Raw genomic sequence first — 21,843 nt, forward strand, 5'->3', positions numbered from 1 at the left:
TATTGCATGTTGAGCCAACTGAGCGCGCCTGCGCTGGAAACGAAATACACAACGCTCGGAACCGAGATCGCGCTGAAGGAAGGCGTGATCGAGGGCTATGCCAGCCTGTTCGGGGCGACGGACCAGGGCGGCGATACGGTGATGCCGGGCGCTTACAAGGCATCGCTGGCGGCAACGACGCGTCCTCGTGGGGCCGTGAAGATGCTGTGGCAGCACGACCCGCTGAAACCCATCGGTGTGTGGGACGACATTCATGAAGACGGGCGCGGCCTGTACGTGAAAGGCCGCATCCTGAAGGACGTGCAGGCCGGACGCGAGGCACTGTCACTGCTCGAGGCTGGAGCGATCGATGGGCTTTCCATTGGCTACCGCACCCGCCGTGCGGACAAGAGCGAAACCGGAGGGCGGCGCCTTCTGGAAGTGGATCTTTGGGAGGTATCGGTGGTGACGTTCCCGATGCTTCCCGAGGCGCGGGTACAGGCTACGGCGGATGCCGAGGCGCTGGATCTGGCAGGGGAACTGGCAGAGGTATTCGCCGAAGCCCGGGCCCTGATGGCATGAGGACGTGCCATCCCGAGGCGACGGTCAATTTCCGGCCGTTGCGCAATTGGACTGACATCACAGAGGATTACCGGATGCAAAAGTCTGAGACGAAATCCCGGGCGGGCCTGTCCGCAGAGGGATCACCCGTGGCGGAAATGAAGGCCGCGATGGGCGGGTTCTTGAGTGAATTCAATGCATTTCAGGAAGACATCAAGACCAGGTTCAAGGAACAGGAAAGCCGTTTGACCATGCTCGACCGTAAATCATCTGCCGCGACGCGGCCCGCCCTTTCCCGTTCCGCAGAGGCTGATGTACCACATCGCAAGGCTTTCGGCGCCTATCTGCGCTCCGGTGACGACGATGCGCTGCGCGGGATGGAGATGGAGGAGAAGGCGCTGTCGACCGCTGTGGCCGCCGATGGCGGCTATCTGGTCGATCCGCAGACGGCCGAAAGGATCACCTCGGTGCTGCGCGGTGCCTCGTCGATCCGCAGCGTTGCCAATGTCGTATCCGTCGAGGCAACATCCTATGACGTTCTTGTGGACCATACCGATATGGGTTCCGGTTGGGCTTCCGAAACTGCCAACCTGACGGAGACGACGACGCCACAGATCGACCGTGTCGTCATCCCGTTGCATGAGCTTTCGGCTCTGCCGAAGGCATCGCAAAGGCTTCTGGACGACAGTGCGTTCGATGTCGAGGGCTGGCTGGCCGGGCGCATCGCCGACAAGTTTGCCCGATCTGAGGGTGCGGCCTTCATTTCCGGTGACGGTGTCGACAAGCCGACCGGTTTTCTGGACTACACGCCGGTTGCCAATGACAGCTGGTCCTGGGGCAGTCTCGGATACGTTGCGACGGGAGCAGCAGGAGATTTCGCAACCTCCGACCCGGCGGACGCGATTGTCGATCTGGTCTATGCGCTGGGCGCCCAATACCGCGCCAACGCAACTTTCGTGATGAACTCCAAGACTGCGGGTGCGGTGCGCAAGATGAAGGATGCCGACGGCCGGTTCCTCTGGTCCGACGGTATTGCCGCCGGGGAGCCGGCGCGGCTGATGGGTTACCCGGTGTTGATCGCCGAGGACATGCCGGACATTGCCGCGGATGCAACTGCGATCGCGTTCGGCGATTTCAGGGCCGGTTATACAGTGGCAGAACGCCCTGACCTGCGTATTCTGCGCGACCCCTTCAGTGCCAAGCCACATGTGCTGTTCTATGCCACCAAGCGGATCGGCGGAGATGTTAGCGACTTTGCCGCCATCAAGCTCCTGCGTTTCGCGACCAGCTGAGGCATCGGCCGCGCGCCCTTGTTGGCTGCGCGGCCCCATTCACACGGACGGCGGAGCAGGACGAACGGGATGATGGTGTCATGAGCGGATATGTTCTTAAGACGGCTGAGCTGCCGGTGGAATTGCCGGTCGATTGGCGGGCGCACGGGTTGGAACCTGATGAGCATGTCTGCGACGACCTTGGCTGGACGGTGATGCCGGTGACGTGCGAGCTGGATTTGGCGGTGGCAGAGCAGTTCGTTGCCGAAGACAGATCCTTTGCGCTGCTGGAGGGTGGGGTGCCGGGCACGACCTACATGGTTTCGGCACGGGTGCGAACCACCTCCCGTCGTACGCTCACCCGATCTTACGTCATTCGTATCGCCGAGCCCGTCAGCCGCGCGGCCTGAGGAAAGTATCATGAACCTGACAGAAATTACGTCGCCGCCGGCGGCGGCCTACCCGGTGCGTGCGCTCGCCGATCATCTGCGGCTGGGTACCGGTTTTGCCGATGATGGCAGCCAGGATGCGCTGCTGGAGGCTTACCTTGTGGCGGCAATAGCGGCGGTGGAGGCACGGACGGGCAAGGTGATCCTGGAACGGGATTACCTCTGGGAAATCGCCCGCTGGCATTCCGGCGACCGGCAGGGCCTGCCTGTGGCCCCGGTGCAGGCAGTGAATGCGGTGTCGCTGATCGATTTCGAAGGCGGTGAGACGTTGATTGACGCTGGCCGCTACAGATTACGGCCGGATGGTCTGCGACCGGAGCTTGTGGCTGGTGTGTTGCCGGCCATACCCCACAACGGCATGGTGCGGATCGCCTTCACGGCCGGGTATGGCCCGGTGTGGGAGGACGCACCGGCGGACATCCGGCAGGCTGTGCTGTTGCTGGCGGCGCACTATTACGAGTACCGCAGCATTGACGGGGCCGAGCGGGAAATGCCGTTCGGTGTGTCGCAATTGTTGGCACGTTTCCAGACCCTGCGGCTGACAGGAGACCGGTTGTGACGGTTCCGAATCTCAACAGGGCACTGGTTCTGGAAACCCGCCAGAACCTGGCAGACGGCGCCGGCGGGGTAGATCCCGCGTGGATGGCGCTGGGCACGCTCTGGGCGGATGTGTCGGCGCGGACGGGTACCGAGAGCGTGATCGGCGGGCGGCAAACGCCACGCCAGCGCTTCCGGATCGTGGTGCGGGCTGCCCCTTTCGGCGCCCCCTCCCGTCCGCGCCCGGATCAGCGGTTCCGGGATGGCGACCGTATCTTCAATATCAATGCCGTGACGGAATTCGATCCGCCCGGTCACTACTTGATCTGCGACTGCGAGGAAGGGGGCGTCTCATGAGTTATCGCTATTCGGCGGCATTGCAGACGGCTGTCTACGCGGCGCTCACCGGCGATGCCGGCGTGATCGCCGTGCTGGGCGATGCGATATACGACGCGCCACTGCCCGGCCCGGCGACCGAAATTCCCGAAACCTACGCACTGATTGGTGAGGAACGGGTGCGGGACGGTTCAACCAAGACGAACGATGGGGCGGTGCATGAACTGACCGTGTCGGTGTTCACGGCGGCTGAAGGTTTTCGCACGGCCAAGGAGGCGGCGGGGGCGATCTGTGCCGCGCTGGACGATGGAGACCTGACGCTCGACGTCGGGCATCTGGTAGCGCTGCGGTTCCTGTCTGCCCGGGCCGACAGAAAATCCGCGCGCACACCACGCCGGATCGTGCTGCGCTTTCAGGCTGTCATCGAGGCTGCCGATTAACGTCTCTGCCGGATGCGGGCTACGGGCGCGATCGCGTGACCTACGATCTTTCCTCGCTCAGCGACACAGTCTCTGGCGTAGGCAATAACCCTTTGCCGTTCGGGCCTTTTCCGGCGGCCGGATTCACTCACAAAGGATGGCGCACATGGCGGCCCAAAAAGGCAAGGATCTTCTGCTCAAGATCGACATGACCGGTTCCGGCGGATTCGAGACCGTGGCCGGGTTGCGGGCGACGCGGATCAGCTTCAACGCGGAGACGGTCGACATAACCAACATGCAGAGCACAGGGGGCTGGCGCGAATTGCTGGCCGGGTCCGGTGTCCGATCTGCCAGCATCTCGGGTTCTGGCGTCTTCCGTGATGAGGACACTGACGAGAAGGCGCGGCAGATTTTCTTTGACGGCACCATTCCGGTTTTCCAGGTGATCATTCCGGACTTCGGCACCGTTGAAGGACCGTTTCAGATCACGGCCATCGAATACTCCGGTGCCCATGACGGCGAGGCCGTTTATGAACTGGCACTGGCTTCCGCCGGCGAACTAGCCTTCGTGCCTGCCGAATGAGTGGCCCGGTGGTGAACGCCTATCGTGGCGAGGTCGCAATCGACGTCAATGGCGAGACACAGGTGATGCGTTTGACACTGGGTGCGCTGGCATCGCTGGAGGCGCGGCTGGAGAGCGGTTCACTGGTTGCGCTCGTCTCACGGTTCGAGGAGGGCAGCTTCCGTGCCGCGGACCTTGCGGTGCTGATTTCGGCAGGTCTGGGGATGGAAGAGGACGAAGTGTTGCGGGCCGAGTTCGGTGGCGGTCCGATGGCGGCGGCGAGGGCAGCGGCACAACTGCTGAAGGTGACATTCGCGTTGCCGGAGGCGGAGGAAAGCCAGTGAGCCGCGTTGCCTGGCCAAACCTGATGGATCTCGGCATGCGGCAACTGGGCCTGCAACCTGATCTGTTCTGGGACCTGACGCCGGCGGAGTTGATGTTTCTGGCCGGCGCCGATGCGACGGGCGGGGCCTGTCTGACCCGCACCGGGCTGGACGCGTTGATGGCCAAATATCCTGACAGGGGAGAGGGCGATGCCTGATTTCAATGACAGTCTCGACAATCTGGAGACGCGTCTGGTCGAGCTTGAAGACACGATAACCGGGACCGAAGCGATGACGGCGGCATTCCGCGCTGAAATGGAGGATGTGGGCACGACCATGCGTGACGCCAGCGTCAGTGCCTCCGGGCTGTCCCGAAGCTTCGGGACATCGTTGAAGAATGCCTTTACCGGACTGATCTTCGACGGCGACAAACTTTCCAATGTGATGACGCAGGTGGGGCGGAGTTTCTCCAACACGGTACTGAATGCGGCGCTGAAGCCGGTGACCGGTGCCATCGGCGGGCTGCTTTCCAGCGGCTTCGGCAATCTCTTCGGCGGCGGGTTCGCCAAGGGCGGCGTCATGACCTCGGGCCGGGTTCAGGCATTTGCCAAGGGCGGGGTCGTTGACGGACCGATGAACTTCGGACTGCGCGGCGGGCGGATCGGCTTGATGGGCGAGGCCGGGCCTGAGGCTATCATGCCCCTGACGCGCGGAGCCGACGGGTCGCTGGGCGTGCGGGCGGCTGGCGGTAGTCGTGGCGTGCATGTGACCATGAACGTCACTACGCCCGATGTTGCCGGTTTCAGCCGCAGCCAGAGCCAGATCGCCGCGCAGATGAGCCGGGCGATGCGCCGTTCCGGCCGCAACCTTTGATCCTCTTGCCAAGGAACCAAATCAATGAACTTCCACGACGTGCGTTTTCCGGCGCGGCTTTCGTTTGGCTCCGTCGGCGGGCCGGAGCGGCGGACCGAGATCGTCTCACTTTCCAATGGTTTCGAAGAGCGAAACGCGCCTTGGGCACATTCGCGCAGGCGATATGATGCTGGAATTGGTGTGCAGTCTCTGGACGACCTGGAAAAACTTGTCGCGTTCTTCGAGGCCCGCAAGGGGCAACTCATAGGGTTTCGGTGGAAGGATTGGACAGACTACAAGTCCTGTCGTCCTTCGGGCGTACTGAGCGATCTGGATCAGGTTATCGGGACAGGCGACGGCCAGACCAGGGATTTTCAACTGGCCAAGAGCTACCGTTCCGGCAGCCATGTCTATGTGCGCCCGATAGCCAAGCCCGTGGAAGACACGACGATCGTGGCGCTGGCAGGTGACCGCAAGATCGAGGGAAGCGACTACGAACTGGCATTGGGCTCCGGGACGATCATCTTCGATACGCCGCCACCTGTCGGCGCAGAAATCACTGCCGGGTTCGAATTCGACGTGCCGGTGCGCTTCGATGCCGACCGGATCGAGACCAGCGTCGCCAATTTCTCCGCGGGCGAAATGCCGTCAATTCCGGTCGTTGAGGTGCGGGTCTGATGGTGGTGGTCAGCGACCGGTTGAATGCACATCTGGCCAGCGGCGCCACGACGCTTGCGCGGTGTTGGAAGATCACGCGGGTGGACGGAAAGGTGTTTGGCTTCACGGATCATGACAACGATCTGAGGTTCGATGGTCTGACTTACCTGGCGAGCACCGGGATGGATGCGCAGGCCTTGGAAATGTCCACCGGGCTGAGCGTGGATAACAGCCAGGCGGTCGGGGCGCTGTCGGCGATCGGGCTGACGGAAAGCGATATCATGGCCGGACGCTATGACGCCGCCGAGATCTGCCTGTGGTGGGCCAATTGGCAGAACGTCGAAGAGCGGATGCAATTGTTCCGGGGTACGCTGGGTGAGGTCCGCCAACGCGGGCAAGTGTTCGAGGTCGAGTTGCGCGGTCTGGCGGAGACACTGAACCGACCGATAGGCCGGGCCTATCTGAAGACCTGTGACCTTTCTCTGGGGTCAGCTAAGTGCGGTGTCGACCTCAGCGATCCGCTCTTCGCGGTCAGCCTCTCGGCGTTGGAGGCGATGGACGGCACCCTCATGAGGGTGGGGACGCTGGCAAGCTTTCAGGAGGGCTGGTTCGGACACGGCAGGATCCTGTGGCTGACGGGGGCAAACGCCGGCATCGAGGGGCTGATCAAGCAGGACTTGGGCAGTGGTACCGCGCGGCGGATCGAGGTGTGGCAGGAGCCGCCGTTCGAAGTTAAGCCGGGTGACGGGTTCACGTTGATCGCCGGCTGTGACAAGCGGGCGCAGACCTGCCGAAAAAAATTCAATAATTTTCTGAACTTCAGAGGCTTTCCGCACATGCCGGGCGATGACTGGGTGACGGCATATCCTCGGCAGGACGAGGTGCATGACGGGTCCGTTCGCAGGTGGACTGACAATGACCTTTGATCAGCAGATCGTGGCGGCGGCACGGACATGGATCGGCACTCCCTACGTGCATCAGGCCAGTTGCCGCGGGGCGGGGGCGGATTGCCTTGGCCTTTTGCGTGGCGTCTGGCGGGAAGTTCTGGGCGCCGAGCCGGAAGCTGTTCCGGCCTACACGGCTGACTGGTCAGAAACCGACGGGGTGGAACGCTTGTTACCGGCGGCAGGCCGACATCTTCACGCGGTGGCCTGGGATGACCGGGCGCCGGGCGATGTGCTGATCTTCCGAATGCGGCGGACTGGCGTAGCCAAGCATGTGGGATTGCTTTCATCGCTGAGGCCGGTGCCCGAATTCATTCACGCCTACAGTGGGCGGGGCGTCGTCGCCTCGCCCTTATCCACCGCCTGGGCGCATCGCGTGGCCGGGGTATTTCGATTTCCTGACAGGAGCGACTGATGGCAACTCTGGTTCTGGCAGCCGCCGGTTCGGCGGCCGGCACGGCCCTTGGCGGGACGATTGCCGGCATTACGACAGCGGCCATAGGGCAGGCGGTAGGGGCGACCCTCGGTTCGCTGCTCGATGCCCGGCTGCTGGGAGGTGGTGCCGCGCCGGTTGAGATCGGTCGCGTTGATACGTTTCGGCTGCAGGCGTCGCGGGAAGGGGCGCCGATACCACGTCTGTTCGGGCAGATGCGGATTGCCGGGCAAATTATCTGGTCTTCCAGCTTCCTGGAGAATGTTGCCTCTTCTGGCGGCGGGAAGGGACCGCCGAAACCGAAGACGCGAACCTACAGCTACTCGATCAGCCTGGCGATCGCACTCTGCGAGGGTGAAGTTTCACGAATTGGCCGGGTATGGGTCGATGGCAAGCTTCTGTCGCTGGCGGATATCAATTGGCGGCTCTATCGCGGGGATGAGAACCAGCTGCCTGACCCGACAATCGCGGCCAGCCTGCCGGACGGCGAAGCTCCGGCCTATCGCGGCACCGCATACGTGGTGATCGAGGATCTCGATCTGACGGCGTTTGGCAACCGCATCCCGCAATTTGCTTTCGAGGTGACGCGTAAGGCGGGGGCAGGCAATGATGTGGACGTTGCCGACCCTGCGCAACTGATCGAGGGTGTGGCGCTGGTGCCGGGAACGGGCGAGTATTCCTATGCCACGGAGCCGGTGGAGTTCGACAACGGCAAGGGTGACAACCGTATTGTTAACATCAATAACGGTGAAGGGCGGCCTGACATTGAAGTCGCCATGGAGCAGCTTGACGGAGATTTGCCAGCTTGCCAGTCCGTATCGCTGGTCATCAGCTGGTTCGGGGACGATTTGCGGGCCGGACACTGCACCCTCCGACCCAAGGTGGAACAAACGGTGCAGGACGGTGTCGATATGCCGTGGCGTGTTGCCGGTGTGACGCGGAGTTCTGCCGAACAAGTTTCCTATGTCGACGGACGGCCCGGTTTTGGTGGAACGCCGGCTGACGCATCCGTGGTGCAGAGCATCGACCTGCTGCGGAGCAGTGGCAAGTCCGTCATGTTTTATCCGTTCATCCTGATGGATATCCGTGCCGGTAACGGCCTGCCCGACCCCTGGAGCGATGGCGAGCAGGCGCAGGTGCCGTGGCGAGGACGGATCACGACGGCAAAGGCTCCGGGCCGGAGTGGTACGACCGATCAGACTGCAGCGGCGACTGACGAGGTGGCAGCGTTCTTTGGCGCGGCGTCGGTTACAGATTTCAGCGTTGTAGATGGTGAAGTCATCTACTCCGGTCCGGCAGAGTGGAGTTACAGACGGTTCATTCTGCATTACGCACATCTGTGTTTGGCGGCAGGTGGCGTCGATGCTTTCTGCATCGGTTCTGAAATGAGAGCGCTGACCGCTATCCGATCAGCAAGGACGGATTTTCCAGCCGTCGAAGCGTTGCGTGTGCTGGCGGCAGACGTGCGGGCCGTTCTGGGATCAGAATGCAGGATCGGCTATGCCGCCGACTGGTCCGAGTATTTTGGATACCACCCGGCGGATGGTTCCGAGGACGTGCTGTATCATCTCGACCCGCTCTGGGCTGATGATGAAATCGATTTTGTTGGCATCGACAACTACATGCCGCTGTCGGACTGGCGTGACGGCAGTCACCATCTCGATGCTTCGGCCGGATCCATTTACGACCTCGAATACCTGCGCGGGAACATCGAGGGCGGAGAGGGATACGACTGGTACTACGCACATCCGCTGGCGCGGACTGAGCAGACGCGGCAGCCGATCAGCGATGGCGCATATGACATGCCGTGGGTGTATCGCTACAAGGACATTCGCAACTGGTGGGGGCGGCCCCACTGGAACCGCATCAGCGGGGTGCGGGAGACGGAGCCGACCGGCTGGCGACCCGAGGGAAAACCAATCTGGTTTACGGAACTGGGCTGTCCGGCTGTGGACAAAGGTACGAACCAGCCGAACGTGTTCACTGACCCGCAAAGTTCGGAAAACGCACTGCCGTATCACTCCAACGGCGGGCAGGACGACTTCATTCAGGTCCGCTATCTGCAGGCGATGCTGGGATACTGGGGTGCAGCCGAAAACAATCCGGAGAGCCGCATCTACGATGGGCGGATGATCGACATGAGCCGGGCGCATGTGTGGGCCTGGGATGCGAGGCCTTGGCCGGACTTTCCTTCGCGCCTAGACGTGTGGAACGATGGGCGGAATTACGGACGCGGGCACTGGATTTCCGGGCGGACAAACCTCGTGGCGCTGGCCGATGTCGTAAGGGAAATCACGGGACGTTCGGGTTTGGAGGAAATCGACGTCAGCCGTCTGCATGGGGCGCTACGGGGACTCGTGATTTCGGACACGGAAACGGCGCGTCAGAGCCTTCAACCGCTTATGCTGGCCTACGCCTTCGATGCCTATGATGGAGGCGGGGCACTGGTATTCCGGACCCGGAACGCCCTCGGTGTGACGCAGCTAGATCCAGATTTCATGGTCGTTGGGGAACAGGATGACACCGCGCTGCTGCTGACACGCGCCCCAGCGTCGGAAACCGCGGATCAGGTGCGGGCGAGCTTTGTTTCACATAATCAGGACTATCAGACAGTCTCCGTCGAGGCGCGAAGGCCCGGGGGCGACAATCTGACGGTGGCCCGGACGGATCTGCCGGTCGCGATGTCACAGGATGAAGCACAGGGCATTGCCGAACGGTGGTTGGCGGAAACGCATATAGGCCGAGATGCTATCAGCTTTGGCCTCCCACGCTCTCTCCAGCGGGTCGGGCTGGGCGATGTGGTGGAAATTCCCGGAAAGGGCAGGGACCGACTCTACCGTATTGATAGGGTTGAGGAAGGTTTCGGTCGGCTTATCGAAGCACAACGGGTCGAGCGTGATCTCTATGTGCCGCGAGTGCGAAGGCCCGAGATTGTTTCTGCCCCCGTGCTGCGACGCGCGGCACGTGTCTATGCAGAGTTTCTGGATTTGCCCTTGCTGCGGGGCACAGAAGTGCCGCACGCACCGCATATCGCGGTGAGCGCAAGGCCTTGGCCGGGAGCCGCGGCAATTTTCTCAGCCGCCGAGGATTTCGGATACACCGTCGTCGGAGAAGTGGCGAAGCCAAGTGTGTTCGGAACTTTGATAACCGAATTGCCGAGCGCGGAACCGGGACGGTTTTCTGCCCAAGACGTGGTGGTCGATGTGAACGGCGGTACGCTGGAGAGCCGGAACAGACCGGACGTGCTGAACGGCGCCAACGTCGCGGCGCTGCGGTTCGGTGGTACCGGTGACTGGGAGGTCTTTCAATTCCAGCGCGCTGACCTCGTAGCTACGCGGCAATACCGGCTTGGCGGGTTGTTGCGCGGGCAGGCAGGGACGGAACCGCTGATACCGGAAAGCTGGCCGGTCGGTACGGATTTCGTTCTGCTGGATGGTAGTGCGACCCAGCCGGATCTGCCGCTTTCTGCGCGAGATCTTCCGCGACACTATCGTATCGGTCCGGCACACCTGCCGTATGACAACGGCGCATATCTGCATGGGGTTTACACATTTGAAGGTGTCGGATTGCGTCCATATTCACCGGTTCATCTAAAGGCTGACCGGGATGGTGACGGCGCCATCAACATGACCTGGGTGCGGCGCACACGGATAGATGGCGATGGCTGGCGGGCGGCGGACGTGCCGCTGGGCGAAGCGTATGAGCGGTATCACGTAAGAGTTCTGAACGGATCTGAGGTTCTGAGAGAGTTTGAGCCGTCTACGACCGCTGCCGTCTACAGTGCGGCACAGCAGGCGGTTGATTCAGCACCAACAATTATCGGCATAGAAGTGGCTCAGATATCAGATAGGTTCGGGCCCGGGCTTTATACAAGGATCGATTTCGATGGCTGAAACCTATCAGTTCGCACTGCCGCTTGTGGCAGCGTCGCAAGCGCAGAAACATGTTACTGTGAACGAGGCATTGGCGAGGCTCGATGCGGTGGCACAACTGCGTGTCGTATCTTCCACAATCAGCGCGCCGCCGCCGATGCCGCAAGACGGGGCGGCGTATCTGGTACCTGCCGGTGCAACCGCAGACTGGGCCGGGCAGACGGGTGGCTTGGCGCTTGCCGCCAATGGGGGGTGGGAATTCATCAGTCCGCGTGCGGGCTGGAAGCTCTGGGATGAAAGCACCGGCGAATGGCAGATGTTCGATGGCCAGCAGTGGGTTGCGGGAGCTGAAGTGATTGGGGCCACCGGGGCGGCCAGTGTCTCGCGCATTGTCGAAATCAGCCATACCCTGGCTGGCGGAGCAAGTTCGACGGTAGCGGCAGCAATTCCGGCATTAACCTCCGTTACTGGGGTCACGGCACGGGTCACATCTGTGCTTGAAGGAACTGCCGCGACGTGGCGGCTTGGCGTTCCCGGTTCTGACGACAGGTATGGAAACAGCCTTGGCAAAGCGCTCAACAGCTACTGCATTGGTTTGAGCGGGGCGCCGGTGGCTTATTATGCCGATACTGATATCGTGATCAGTGGCGAGGGTGGAAACCTGTCTGGCGGCGCCGTGACCATCGCTGTACATCTGAAGGGAATTCAGCCGCCAAGGGCGATATGATAGGCCGCTGGCGCACGCTAAACAGAGCTTCTTCGCAGGCTCGAATTCATCATGACAGGTTATGCGGGTAGCAAAGGTTCGTTGTCCTCACGCTACTGTGCTGCCAGAGGGTGCAGCCGCTGCATGCGTCGGCAGGCGTGGGTGGCTTCGGCGACAGTCTGGCTCTGGAGCACATTGATGCCACTGAGATGCCAACTCGATGTTGATCAAGGTTTACGGCCGCGTTGGTGTCGTCAGATTTTCACAATGCGTATCAAGTATTTACAGGTTTGCTTGCACCAAAAGTCTGTGTCTATTCACCTCGGATTGATCCATCCATTCTCCTCAGCAGGCTTGATTTCCTTCCGGATTGGTACGATGTCAGAAACGACACGGTAAAGTTCCGATATGGAGGCATCCACATGGTGCTCAGCAAACCAAGCCTGAAGTCCGTGGATCCGCTCTGGTCCACGATACGCGCTGAAGCAGAAGAAGTGACCCGGAACGAGCCCTTGATGGCCGCTATGGTCCATTCGGGTATCCTCTATCACAAGTCTCTGGAAAGCGTGCTGAGCTTCCGTCTGGCACAAAAGCTTTCCTCCGAAGACATGCCGGAACTTATCCTGCGTGAAATACTCGATGCCGCCTATGCGAAGCAGCCGGACCTCGTGGAAGCCGCACGCGCCGACATGCTGGCAGTGTTCGAACGTGACCCGGCGTGCCACCGCTTGATCCAGCCCTTGCTGTTCTTCAAGGGCTACCAGGCTGTGCAGGCCTTCCGTCTGTCGCATTTTCTCTGGAAGGAAGGTCGCAAGGATCTGGCATACTTCGTGCAGATGCGAACCTCTGAGATTTTCGGTGTGGACATCCATCCCGGCGCCCGCATCGGTTACGGCGTAATGATTGACCACGCCCATTCAATTGTTATCGGCGAGACGGCTGTGGTCGGCAACAACGTGTCGATGCTGCATTCGGTGACACTGGGTGGAACTGGCAAGGAAGATGACGACCGGCATCCCAAGATCGGCGATGGTGTTCTGATCGGTGCGGGAGCGGCTGTCCTTGGCAATATCAAGGTCGGTAACTGCTCGCGTATCGCGTCCGGCTCCGTCGTGCTACAAGAGGTGCCGCCCTGCAAGACGGTAGCCGGTGTGCCTGCACGCATTGTCGGTGAGGCCGGATGTTCGGAACCCGCGAAATCGATGGACCAACTGCTCAAGGGTCACGTCGAGACAATCTGAAAATGCGCATGATTGAGGGTTGATCCCGACGCTCGCGTCGGAAACGATGTATGCATCTTTTTAAATTCTGGACAGGTGCATCATGAAGTCCCTTCTCATTGGCGCGAGCAGCGCAGTCTTTCTTACTGCAGCGCCGGCGCTGGCCCTTACGCCGGCTGAATTCGTGGAAGAGCTCAAGGCACTCTACGAAGCTCAGGGCATGAATTTTGAGCTTGGCGAGCAGGAAACTGACGGTGAGGCGGAGGTACTGCGCGATTTCGGGTCCACGATTGAAGACAAGAACGGTCTAACCACCAGTTTCAGCGTCGGCGAGATGCGGGTCGCTCCGACAAGTGATGAGGGCTACGAAGTTGTTGTAACATTCCCGCCTGAGGTCCAGATCGTCTCAACTTCATCCGTTGACGACGAGACAGTTGAAATGGCCTTCACCATCGCATCCGACGGCCGTTACCTTGTGCGCCGAGCCGGTGATTTTCTGGAAGGTCTGTCCGAGTTCACGTCACTTACCGTTACACTCGACAGTCTGGAAGGTGGTGACGATGTGCCGTCGATGGATCTTTCGGTGGATGTTACGGATCTGGTTGGTACTGCCAGCTACTCCTTGGAGGAAGACATCCAGAAGTTCGACTACACTATCGGTGCGATGGGGTACTCCGTAAAAATCGACGATCCGGAGGCCGAAATGGACATGTCCGGCACCTACGCAGACATGACAGCAAAGGGCGAGTTTGGAATTTCCAATTCGAGCGACCCGGAAGCCTTCCTCAGGACCGACGAAATGCGAACCATGGAACTGGTTGCGGCCAGCTCCGATTTTTCGGTCGACAGCAACACACCTCAGGGGCCGTTCTCCATCAGCGGCAAAACCGGCGAGACTGCACTCAGCTTTTCTTTCGGAAAGGGACAGATCGCATACTCGACCTATGGCGATGATGTCGCGCTGCAGGTTGACGGAGGTGCAATTCCGTTTCCGGTGAAGGCGACTATGGCGCGGTTGGAATCCAGCATGGCGATGCCCTTGGTGCCAACGGGCGAGCCGGGTGAGATGGCAGTGTCTCTGGCAATGGCTGATGTCGAGGTGGATGAGTCGCTCTGGGGTATGTTTGACCCGGGCCAGTCTTTGCCGCGGGAGCCTGCAACTATCGAACTGGATGTTACCAGCAAGGCCAGCGCGCTTCACTCTCTGATGGATGAAGATGCAATGACGGCAGGGCAGATGCCGTGGGAGTTCGAGGATGTCCAGTTGCGCAATCTGCGCGTCAGCATTGCCGGTGCCGAAATCACCGGACAAGGTTCGGCGGTGATGAACAACGCTGGCCCGGTACCCATGCCAGTGGGCGGCATCGACCTGTCGATCAGGGGGGTCAACGGACTTGTCGGCTCGCTGACCGAAATGGGCCTGCTGGCACCGGAACAGGCCATGCCGGTGCAGATGATGCTGGGCATGTTCGCCAAGCCCGGATCGGAGCCCGACACCTTCACCTCTCGCGTCGAGATGACGGAAGAGGGTGGCATTCTCGCCAACGGCATTCCGCTCCAATAGGTCACTACTCCGCAAGCCACCACCGGCTTGCGAATTTGTCTCAGCTGTGCCCGATCAACTGTGCATCATCGCAGGCGTCGGGCGCGCACTCCAGTTCCAGCGTTGTGTGGGATATGCCGAACGCGTCAGCCAGCCGCGTCTTGATGTCAGCCTTGATCGTGGAAGAGGCCTCCCATTTTTCCGGTGTGATCACAATATGCGCCTCGACGGCGGCAGTATGCTCCTGCATCTGCCAGACGTGCACATGGTGTACGCTGTCCACTCCATCCACAGCCGTCATTGCCGAAACGATTTCGCGCACATCCACTTCCGGCGGAGAGGCAAGCATGAGAATGCGGATGACGCCGCCAATTTCCGACAATGCCTGCCAAAGGATGTAGCCGGAGATCATCAGTGTCACCAGCGGATCGACGATATTCCAGCCGAATAGCAGTACAAGTGTTCCCGCAAGGATCACGGCAATGGAGCCGAGAGCGTCGGCGACATTGTGCAGGAAGGCAGCTCGGATGTTGGCGCTGTCTTTTGACATGGCGAAGGTCAACGCAGCGGTCACGGCATCAACGATCAACGCTATTCCGGCGATAATGACAATCAGCCAGCCTTCCACGGGCTGTGGGTCCGTGAAACGCATGACAGCCTCAAAGGCGAGGTATAGGCCAATGACGATCAGCGTCGTGTAATTGATCAGCGCCGCAACAATTTCCGCCCGGCCGTATCCGAAGGTCATCTCTTCGTTTGCCGGTCGGCGGGCGATTTTGCGTGCGGCAAAGGCGATAATCAGCGAAATTGCATCTGAGAAATTGTGCAGAGCATCGGCGATTAGCGCGAGGGAACCTGCCAGCACTCCACCGATAACTTGCGCGGCGGTCAGCCCGAGGTTGACCAGCACAGCGATGGCAACGCGGCGATCTCCGGCGTCTGGGTCTACATGGTGGTGGCCGTGGCCCATCAAGGTTCTCTTGGCTGCTCGCGGCTAAGGGTAGGGCCCGCAAACCGAAGATCAAAGCAAAAGGGCCGCGCCGGGGTTTCCGGCGCGGCCCTTTTTTTTATGCCCGCCAATCAGGCTAGCATGTTCATCGGATCTTCGAGGTAACCCTTGATTGCCGCAAGGAACTCCGCTCCTAAAGCTCCGTCGATCACTCGGTGATCGACGGAGAGCGTGACGGACATCACTGTCGCCACTTTCAATTCTCCATCCACACCGACAACAGGTTTTTTCACCCCGGCACCTACCGCGAGGATGGAGGCGTGGGGCGGGTTGATGACCGCGTCGAAGTTTTCCACGCCCATCATTCCGAGATTGGAAATGGCAAACGTGCCGCCCTGATATTCGTGCGGAGCAAGCTTGCGGTCGCGCGCCCGCCCTGCCAGGTCCTTCATTTCCTTCGAGAGAGACGAAAGCGTCTTTGTATCCGCATCCCGCAGGACGGGCGTGAACAATCCGCCCTCGATGGCTACGGCAACCGCGACGTCCGAAGGTTTCAGTTTCAGCACCCGGTCACCGGCCCAGACGGCATTGCAATCCGGCACGTCCTGCAGGGCCAGGGCACAGGCTTTGATAATGAAATCGTTGACCGAGAGTTTCACTCCGCGACTTTCCAGCGATTTGTTGAGCTGGCCACGGAACGCCATCAACTCGTCGAGAATGATGTCGCGACGCAGGTAGAAATGGGGAATCGTCTGCTTGGCCTCGGAGAGCCGCGCCGCAATTGTTTTGCGCATTCCGTCCAGCGGCACCTCCTCGAAGTCCCGATCGGCGTACATCTTCGCCACCGCATCGGCACTCATCCCGGCGGGGGCAACGGCAGCCTTCGGTGCATCGGCCTTGGCCGGGGCGCTGTCGGCGGGCTTGGCTTCGGCCTTTTCAACATCGGCCTTCACGATGCGACCCTTCGGGCCCGAGCCCTTGACCGACGCCAGATCGAGGCCCTTGTCCTTCGCAATTCGCCGCGCCAGCGGAGAGGCGAAGATGCGCGAGCCGTCGCTCGCCTCCGGTGCAGCTTGCGCAGGAGATGTAGCGGGGGTCTTGTCGGAGACCGGCACGTTTTCGGGCTCGGATTTGTCCTCTTTCGCCGCAGGCGCAGGATCGTCACCGCCAGTCGACGCGCCCTCGGCGGCAGAAGCATCCTCACCTTCCTCGAGCAACACAGCGATCAGGTCGTTCACTTTCACGCCTTCGGTGCCCTCTGCGACGACGATCTTGCCCATTCGGCCTTCGTCCACCGCCTCGAACTCCATCGTCGCCTTGTCGGTTTCGATTTCGGCAATAACGTCGCCGGAGGCGATTTCGTCGCCTTCCTTGACGAGCCACTTGGCCAGCGTGCCTTCCTCCATTGTCGGGGATAGGGCGGGCATCAACAGATTGATGGTCATCTCTTCTTCCCCTTACTTGTAGGTCACGGCCTTGATGGCGTCGATGACTTCATCATTCGTCACCAGCGCCAGTTTTTCGAGGTTGGCGGCATATGGCATCGGTACATCCTTGCCTGCCAGCGTAATCACCGGCGCATCGAGATAGTCGAACGCCTGCTGCATCAATATTGACGAGATGTAAGACCCGATGGAGCAGACTGGGAAACCTTCCTCTACCGTCACGCAACGATTGGTCTTCTTGACGGATTCGATGACAGTCTCGGTATCCAATGGACGGATCGAGCGAAGGTCGATCACCTCCGCCGAAATACCCATCTCGGCCACGGCGTCGGCGGCGGCCAGCGCGTACTGCATGCCGATTCCGAAACTTACGATCGTCACATCCGTGCCTTCGCGCCAGATCTTGGCCTTGCCGATGGGCACGGTGTAATCCTCGATCTCCGGCACATCGAAAGACCGGCCATAGAGGATCTCGTTTTCCAGAAACACCACCGGGTTCGGGTCACGGATCGCCGATTTCAACAATCCTTTGGCATCTGCAGCCGAATAGGGCTGCACCACCTTTAATCCGGGAATGGAGCCGTACCACGCCGCGTAGTCCTGGCTATGCTGTGCGCCGACCCGTGCCGCTGCACCGTTGGCCCCGCGAAAGACGATGGGGCAGCCCATCTGACCGCCGGACATGTACAGGGTCTTGGCGGCGGAGTTGATGATCTGGTCGATCGCCTGCATCGCAAAGTTGAAAGTCATGAATTCGACAATAGGATTGAGGCCGGCGAAGGCCGCGCCGACAGCCAGCCCGGTAAAGCCGTGCTCGGTAATCGGTGTGTCGATCACGCGCTTTGCGCCGAACTCGTCCAGCAATCCCTGGCTGATCTTGTAGGCGCCCTGATACTCCGCCACTTCCTCACCCATGAGGAACACGTTTTCGTTCCGGCGCATCTCCTCGGCCATCGCATCGCGCAAGGCCTCGCGCACCGTCTGCGTCTTGAAAGTCGTGCCTTCCGGCAGATCGGCTTCTTTGGGTACCTTCACCTCGACAGGCTGCGCCGCCGGCGCCTTGGTCTCCTCTTTCGGGGTTTCGTCGTCGGCCGCCGGGGCAGGGGCGGCATCGGCATTTTCTGCCGCACTCGCGTCTTCACCCTCTTCCAGCAGTACGGCAATCGGCTCATTCACCTTGACGCCTTCTGTGCCCTCGGCGATCAGGATCTTGCCCATCACACCTTCGTCGACCGCCTCGAACTCCATCGTTGCCTTGTCGGTCTCGATTTCGGCGAGGATCATCCCGCTCTCGATCGTGTCACCTTCCTTCACCAGCCACTTGGCCAGCGTGCCCTCTTCCATCGTCGGCGAAAGCGCCGGCATCAGTACTTGCGTTGCCATGGTCTTTCCCCCTTACGCCAGAATGTCCGTGTAGAGCTCGGACAGGTCCGGCTCCGGGCTTTCCTGCGCGAAATTCGCGGCTTCGTTGATGATCGCCTTGATCTCCTTGTCGATCTCTTTCAGATCGTCCTCGGATGCGTGGCTACCCGTCAGCAGGATATCGCGGACCATGTTGATCGGGTCCTTCTCGTCGCGCATCTTCTGCACTTCTTCCCGCGTGCGGTATTTCGCCGGATCGGACATGGAGTGGCCGCGGTAGCGGTAGGTGTCCATTTCCAGTACGTAAGGCCCCTTGCCGGAACGACAGTGCGCCACCGCTTTTTCCGCCGCGGCTTTCACCGCCAGCACATCCATACCGTCCACCTTTTCGCCGGGTATGCCAAACGCCTCGGCCCGAACGTAGAGGTCGGGCGTGGTGGTGGACCGTTTGGTGCTGGTGCCCATGGCGTATTTGTTGTTCTCGATCACGAAGATCACCGGCAGTTTCCAGAGCGTCGCCATGTTGTACGTCTCATAGACCTGCCCCTGGTTGGCGGAACCATCACCGTAATAGGCGAAGCTGACGTTGTCGTTGCCGCGATACCAGTTGGCAAAGGCCAGCCCGGCGCCGATAGGCACCTGTGCGCCAACGATGCCGTGGCCACCGTAGAAATCCTTCTCCTTGGAGAACATGTGCATGGAGCCGCCCTTGCCGCGGCTGTAGCCACCCTCGCGGCCCGTCAGTTCGGCCATCACGCCCTTGGGGTCCATGCCGCAGGCCAGCATGTGGCCGTGGTCGCGATATGAGGTAACTCTCTGATCGCCTTCCTTGGCGGCGGCTTCCAAGCCGACAACCACCGCTTCCTGCCCGATGTAGAGGTGGCAGAACCCCCCGATGAGCCCCATCCCGTAAAGCTGGCCCGCCTTTTCCTCGAACCGGCGGATCATCAGCATTTCACGATAGTAGTGAAGTAACTCGTCCTTCGATGCGTTTGGCTTTGCGGCGGGTTTCGATTTCGCAGGCGTCTTGCGCCGCGTGGATGTGGCCATGGTGGTGCCTCCCAAGGGTAGTTTAACGTTAAACCACTATTATTATAACGGACGATGAGGTAAAAACCATCCCCCCTTTTTCTTCGCGGTTGCGAAGAAAGGTCGGTCTCACGGTGCAGAAAGGGGGATCAGCGGATTATGATCTCGTCGCCACGTGCCAGGCCCAGAACCTTGCGCGCCTGCTCGTCCAACAGGTCAAGGTCCAGATACTCTATGGAAAGTCGCCGGGTCTTGTTGGCAATCAGTGCCTTCTCCGCCTGCAGGCCAGCCAACTCGCGCAACAGCAGTTCTTCCTGAGCTTCCACCTGCATCTGGCGGAACATCCCGAAATTCCCCTGAATCGCCGCGTAGGTGAAGTAGCACACCATCGCCACCACGAAAGCGGAGAAACCGATCATCAGGATTCCGGAACTGTTGCTCTGAGCCTGCATCTTGCCTGTTTTGAAGTCGCGCACTCTTGGCGGTGCAGAACCAAACTAACGAAGGCGATTCGCCGTGTGAATCGGGAAAGGCTTCATTTCACTCCACACCCCGGAATTGTGACCGGAAAGACTCATCCCCGTTCTGCCGTCTTGTGGCTTGGTAGAGGAAGCACACAACATGCAGGTTGGCTGAAATGGCCACGATCCACGCTGCCGGCAAATCTGCATTCAATGATTCGGATAGGAGGAAGATCTCGCTCGTCGCCGCGACTATGCGGAGATGACGCCCTTTTCCTCCCGGAAATGGGAGAGAGGGCGTTTCTGGCGCCCCTCGGCGTCGAAATTGTTGTCGTCCAGCCAACTGGCAAAAGCGGCTTTCAGCGCTGGCCACTCGCAGTCGAGGATAGAATACCACGCGGTATCGCGGTTTCGGCCCTTCACTACCAGCGCCTGCCGATGCGTACCCTCATAGGTAAATCCAAGCCGCTCCGCAGCCCGGCAGGAGGGAGCGTTCAGCGCGTTGCATTTCCACTCGTACCGACGGTAACCAAGGTCATCGAAAGCATGGGCCATCATCAGCACCATTGCCTCCGTCGCCCCGCGCGTTCGCTGCAGGGCTCTCCCGTACTGGATGTTGCCCACCTCGATTGAGCCGGCTTCCGGATTGATCCGCAGATAGCTCGCTTGGCCAAGGGCCTGGTCGGTCCGCGCATCGCGGATACAGTAGAACAGATCGGGCCCCACAGAAAAATCGGTGATCTGCCGCGACAGGGCCGCAACGTTCTCATAAGGCCCATATGGCAGGTAGGTTGCGTCCGCCCCGTCTTTGTCCGCGCCGTAGGCCTCGAAGAGGTCTGGCGCGTCATGCTGGGTCAGCGGGCGCAACACCACATGTGCGCCCGCCAGTTCCGTGCCCTCTGGCGCCGCTGCGCCTTCCCAGCCGGGAACTTCAGTTCCGATCGGCTGGCCAAGGGCATTGGTTTCCAAGATCAGGCCTTCCCTCTATAGATCTCGACCAGCTTCGCCAGCATCTCCAGCGCTTCACCGCGCTCACGCTGGAACGTGTTTCGCCCGATGATGGAGCCGTTGCCGCCGCCGTCCCGGATCGCGCGGGCGTCGTCGAAAACCCCGTCGATGCCCTTCTTCGAACCGCCGGAAAACACAACGATCCGCCGGCCGTTGAAGCTCGACTTCATCACGTCGGCCACCCGTGCCGCCTGTGTGGAGATGTCAATCTTCTCGTCCTCATAGACCTTCTTGGCCTCTTTCAGCGAAAGGTGGTCGGTAGACAGCTTAACCTTGATGATATGCGCACCCAACAGCGCCGCGATCTGCGCCGCATATGCGCCGATATCCGCCGCCGTCTCGCCGTCCTTGTCCAGCGCTTCGCCGCGCGGGTAGGACCAGATGACAGTGGCGATACCCTTGCGGGCCGCTTCCTCGCGCATGGCGGAAATGTCCGAGAACATGTCCAGCGCCATGGAAGAGCCGGGATAAACGGTGAAGCCAATGGCCGAACAACCCAGCCGCAGCGCATCGTCCACGGAGCCGGTGATCGCCTGTGTCTTCGGGCTCTCGGACGGGATCAGAGAATTGGCAGAATTGACCTTCAGGATTGTCGGGATCTGGCCGGCGAACGTGTCCGCCCCGGCCTCGATCATGCCCAGCGGCGCCGCATAAGCGTTCAGACCGGCGTCGATCGCCAGCTGGTAGTGATAATGCGGATCATAGGCCGCCGGGTTGGGCGCAAAGCTGCGAGCAGGGCCATGCTCGAAACCTTGGTCCACCGGCAGGATGATCATCTTGCCCGTTCCGCCGAGCTTTCCTGTCATCAGGATGCGGTTCAGGTTGGCTTTGACGCCCGGCGTCTCACCTTCATAGTTTTTCAGAATGTTCTGAACGATACGCGTTGCCTTCATGGTTCTCCCCAATTTGCAAGTATACGCTGGAT

At 60.6% G+C, this 21,843-nt stretch carries 24 protein-coding genes; 17 read left to right on the plus strand and 7 right to left on the minus strand.

Going from position 1 to position 21,843, the window contains the following annotated elements:
* Positions 1-6: 6 nt before the first annotated feature.
* The 17 genes from GO499_RS04770 (at position 7) to GO499_RS04850 (ending at position 14,685) form a co-directional block, all read left to right on the plus strand.
* Positions 7-561, plus strand: coding sequence for an HK97 family phage prohead protease (locus GO499_RS04770; protein WP_161861121.1), 555 nt, complete (start codon positions 7-9; stop codon positions 559-561).
* 74 nt (positions 562-635) lie between these two features.
* Positions 636-1,832 (plus strand): phage major capsid protein, encoded by a 1,197-nt coding sequence (locus GO499_RS04775; protein WP_161861122.1) that lies wholly within the window; start codon positions 636-638, stop codon positions 1,830-1,832.
* A gap of 80 nt (positions 1,833-1,912) precedes the next feature.
* The gene (locus GO499_RS04780) at positions 1,913-2,221 is read left to right on the plus strand and encodes a phage fiber-tail adaptor protein (RefSeq protein ID WP_161861123.1); all 309 of its coding nucleotides are present in this window, start codon (positions 1,913-1,915) and stop codon (positions 2,219-2,221) included.
* Positions 2,222-2,231: 10 nt separating this feature from the next.
* Entirely contained in the window at positions 2,232-2,819 is a 588-nt protein-coding gene (locus GO499_RS04785) for a head-tail connector protein (protein WP_161861124.1), read from the plus strand.
* Entirely contained in the window at positions 2,816-3,154 is a 339-nt protein-coding gene (locus GO499_RS04790; protein ID WP_161861125.1) for a head-tail adaptor protein, read from the plus strand. The genes GO499_RS04785 and GO499_RS04790 overlap by 4 nt, the downstream gene beginning before the upstream one ends.
* Positions 3,151-3,573 (plus strand): DUF3168 domain-containing protein, encoded by a 423-nt coding sequence (locus GO499_RS04795; protein ID WP_161861126.1) that lies wholly within the window; start codon positions 3,151-3,153, stop codon positions 3,571-3,573. The genes GO499_RS04790 and GO499_RS04795 overlap by 4 nt, the downstream gene beginning before the upstream one ends.
* A gap of 145 nt (positions 3,574-3,718) precedes the next feature.
* On the plus strand, positions 3,719-4,135 hold the full coding sequence (locus GO499_RS04800; RefSeq protein WP_161861127.1) for a phage major tail protein, TP901-1 family: 417 nt from the start codon (positions 3,719-3,721) through the stop codon (positions 4,133-4,135).
* Positions 4,132-4,458 carry a gene transfer agent family protein gene (locus GO499_RS04805; protein WP_348520800.1) on the plus strand — a complete coding sequence of 109 codons (327 nt, stop codon included), beginning with the start codon at positions 4,132-4,134 and terminating at the stop codon, positions 4,456-4,458. The genes GO499_RS04800 and GO499_RS04805 overlap by 4 nt, the downstream gene beginning before the upstream one ends.
* Complete coding sequence (locus GO499_RS04810) at positions 4,455-4,655, plus strand: rcc01693 family protein (protein ID WP_161861128.1); 201 nt, start codon at positions 4,455-4,457, stop codon at positions 4,653-4,655. Before GO499_RS04805 ends, GO499_RS04810 begins: the two co-directional genes overlap by 4 nt.
* The gene (locus tag GO499_RS04815) at positions 4,648-5,310 is read left to right on the plus strand and encodes a phage tail tape measure protein (RefSeq protein ID WP_161861129.1); all 663 of its coding nucleotides are present in this window, start codon (positions 4,648-4,650) and stop codon (positions 5,308-5,310) included. Before GO499_RS04810 ends, GO499_RS04815 begins: the two co-directional genes overlap by 8 nt.
* A gap of 24 nt (positions 5,311-5,334) precedes the next feature.
* On the plus strand, positions 5,335-5,967 hold the full coding sequence (locus GO499_RS04820; protein ID WP_161861130.1) for a DUF2460 domain-containing protein: 633 nt from the start codon (positions 5,335-5,337) through the stop codon (positions 5,965-5,967).
* Positions 5,967-6,872: a DUF2163 domain-containing protein gene (locus GO499_RS04825; RefSeq protein WP_348520801.1), complete on the plus strand. Its 906-nt coding sequence runs from the start codon at positions 5,967-5,969 to the stop codon at positions 6,870-6,872. Before GO499_RS04820 ends, GO499_RS04825 begins: the two co-directional genes overlap by 1 nt.
* Positions 6,862-7,305, plus strand: a complete 444-nt coding sequence (locus GO499_RS04830) for an NlpC/P60 family protein (RefSeq protein ID WP_161861131.1) — start codon at positions 6,862-6,864, stop codon at positions 7,303-7,305. Before GO499_RS04825 ends, GO499_RS04830 begins: the two co-directional genes overlap by 11 nt.
* Positions 7,305-11,216, plus strand: coding sequence for a baseplate multidomain protein megatron (locus GO499_RS04835; RefSeq protein ID WP_161861132.1), 3,912 nt, complete (start codon positions 7,305-7,307; stop codon positions 11,214-11,216). Before GO499_RS04830 ends, GO499_RS04835 begins: the two co-directional genes overlap by 1 nt.
* Complete coding sequence (locus GO499_RS04840) at positions 11,209-11,922, plus strand: DUF2793 domain-containing protein (RefSeq protein WP_161861133.1); 714 nt, start codon at positions 11,209-11,211, stop codon at positions 11,920-11,922. The genes GO499_RS04835 and GO499_RS04840 overlap by 8 nt, the downstream gene beginning before the upstream one ends.
* A 401-nt stretch (positions 11,923-12,323) precedes the next feature.
* A complete protein-coding gene (gene cysE / locus GO499_RS04845; RefSeq protein WP_161861134.1) occupies positions 12,324-13,142 on the plus strand; it encodes a serine O-acetyltransferase in 819 nt (272 codons plus the stop codon).
* 82 nt (positions 13,143-13,224) lie between these two features.
* Positions 13,225-14,685 carry a DUF2125 domain-containing protein gene (locus tag GO499_RS04850; RefSeq protein ID WP_161861135.1) on the plus strand — a complete coding sequence of 487 codons (1,461 nt, stop codon included), beginning with the start codon at positions 13,225-13,227 and terminating at the stop codon, positions 14,683-14,685.
* A 40-nt stretch (positions 14,686-14,725) separates the two neighbouring features.
* Here GO499_RS04850 and GO499_RS04855 read toward each other — a convergent pair whose 3' ends face one another.
* The 7 genes from GO499_RS04855 to GO499_RS04885 all read right to left on the minus strand — a co-directional run bounded on the left by GO499_RS04855 (position 14,726) and on the right by GO499_RS04885 (position 21,811).
* On the minus strand, positions 14,726-15,634 hold the full coding sequence (locus GO499_RS04855; RefSeq protein WP_161861136.1) for a cation diffusion facilitator family transporter: 909 nt from the start codon (positions 15,632-15,634) through the stop codon (positions 14,726-14,728).
* A 110-nt stretch (positions 15,635-15,744) separates the two neighbouring features.
* The gene (locus GO499_RS04860) at positions 15,745-17,058 is read right to left on the minus strand and encodes a pyruvate dehydrogenase complex dihydrolipoamide acetyltransferase (protein WP_161861137.1); all 1,314 of its coding nucleotides are present in this window, start codon (positions 17,056-17,058) and stop codon (positions 15,745-15,747) included.
* 12 nt (positions 17,059-17,070) lie between these two features.
* Positions 17,071-18,441: a pyruvate dehydrogenase complex E1 component subunit beta gene (locus GO499_RS04865; RefSeq protein WP_161861138.1), complete on the minus strand. Its 1,371-nt coding sequence runs from the start codon at positions 18,439-18,441 to the stop codon at positions 17,071-17,073.
* A 12-nt stretch (positions 18,442-18,453) separates the two neighbouring features.
* Positions 18,454-19,470: a pyruvate dehydrogenase (acetyl-transferring) E1 component subunit alpha gene (gene pdhA / locus GO499_RS04870; RefSeq protein ID WP_161861139.1), complete on the minus strand. Its 1,017-nt coding sequence runs from the start codon at positions 19,468-19,470 to the stop codon at positions 18,454-18,456.
* 128 nt (positions 19,471-19,598) lie between these two features.
* Complete coding sequence (locus GO499_RS19835) at positions 19,599-19,925, minus strand: FtsB family cell division protein (RefSeq protein ID WP_431309884.1); 327 nt, start codon at positions 19,923-19,925, stop codon at positions 19,599-19,601.
* Between the two features lie 237 nt (positions 19,926-20,162).
* Positions 20,163-20,879, minus strand: a complete 717-nt coding sequence (locus GO499_RS04880; RefSeq protein WP_348520802.1) for a GNAT family N-acetyltransferase — start codon at positions 20,877-20,879, stop codon at positions 20,163-20,165.
* Positions 20,880-20,881: 2 nt separating this feature from the next.
* Positions 20,882-21,811: a class I fructose-bisphosphate aldolase gene (locus GO499_RS04885; RefSeq protein WP_161861140.1), complete on the minus strand. Its 930-nt coding sequence runs from the start codon at positions 21,809-21,811 to the stop codon at positions 20,882-20,884.
* Positions 21,812-21,843: the final 32 nt, after the last annotated feature.

The sequence above is a fragment of the Algicella marina genome, assembly GCF_009931615.1.
GTDB classification, from domain to species: Bacteria; Pseudomonadota; Alphaproteobacteria; order Rhodobacterales; family Rhodobacteraceae; genus Algicella; species Algicella marina.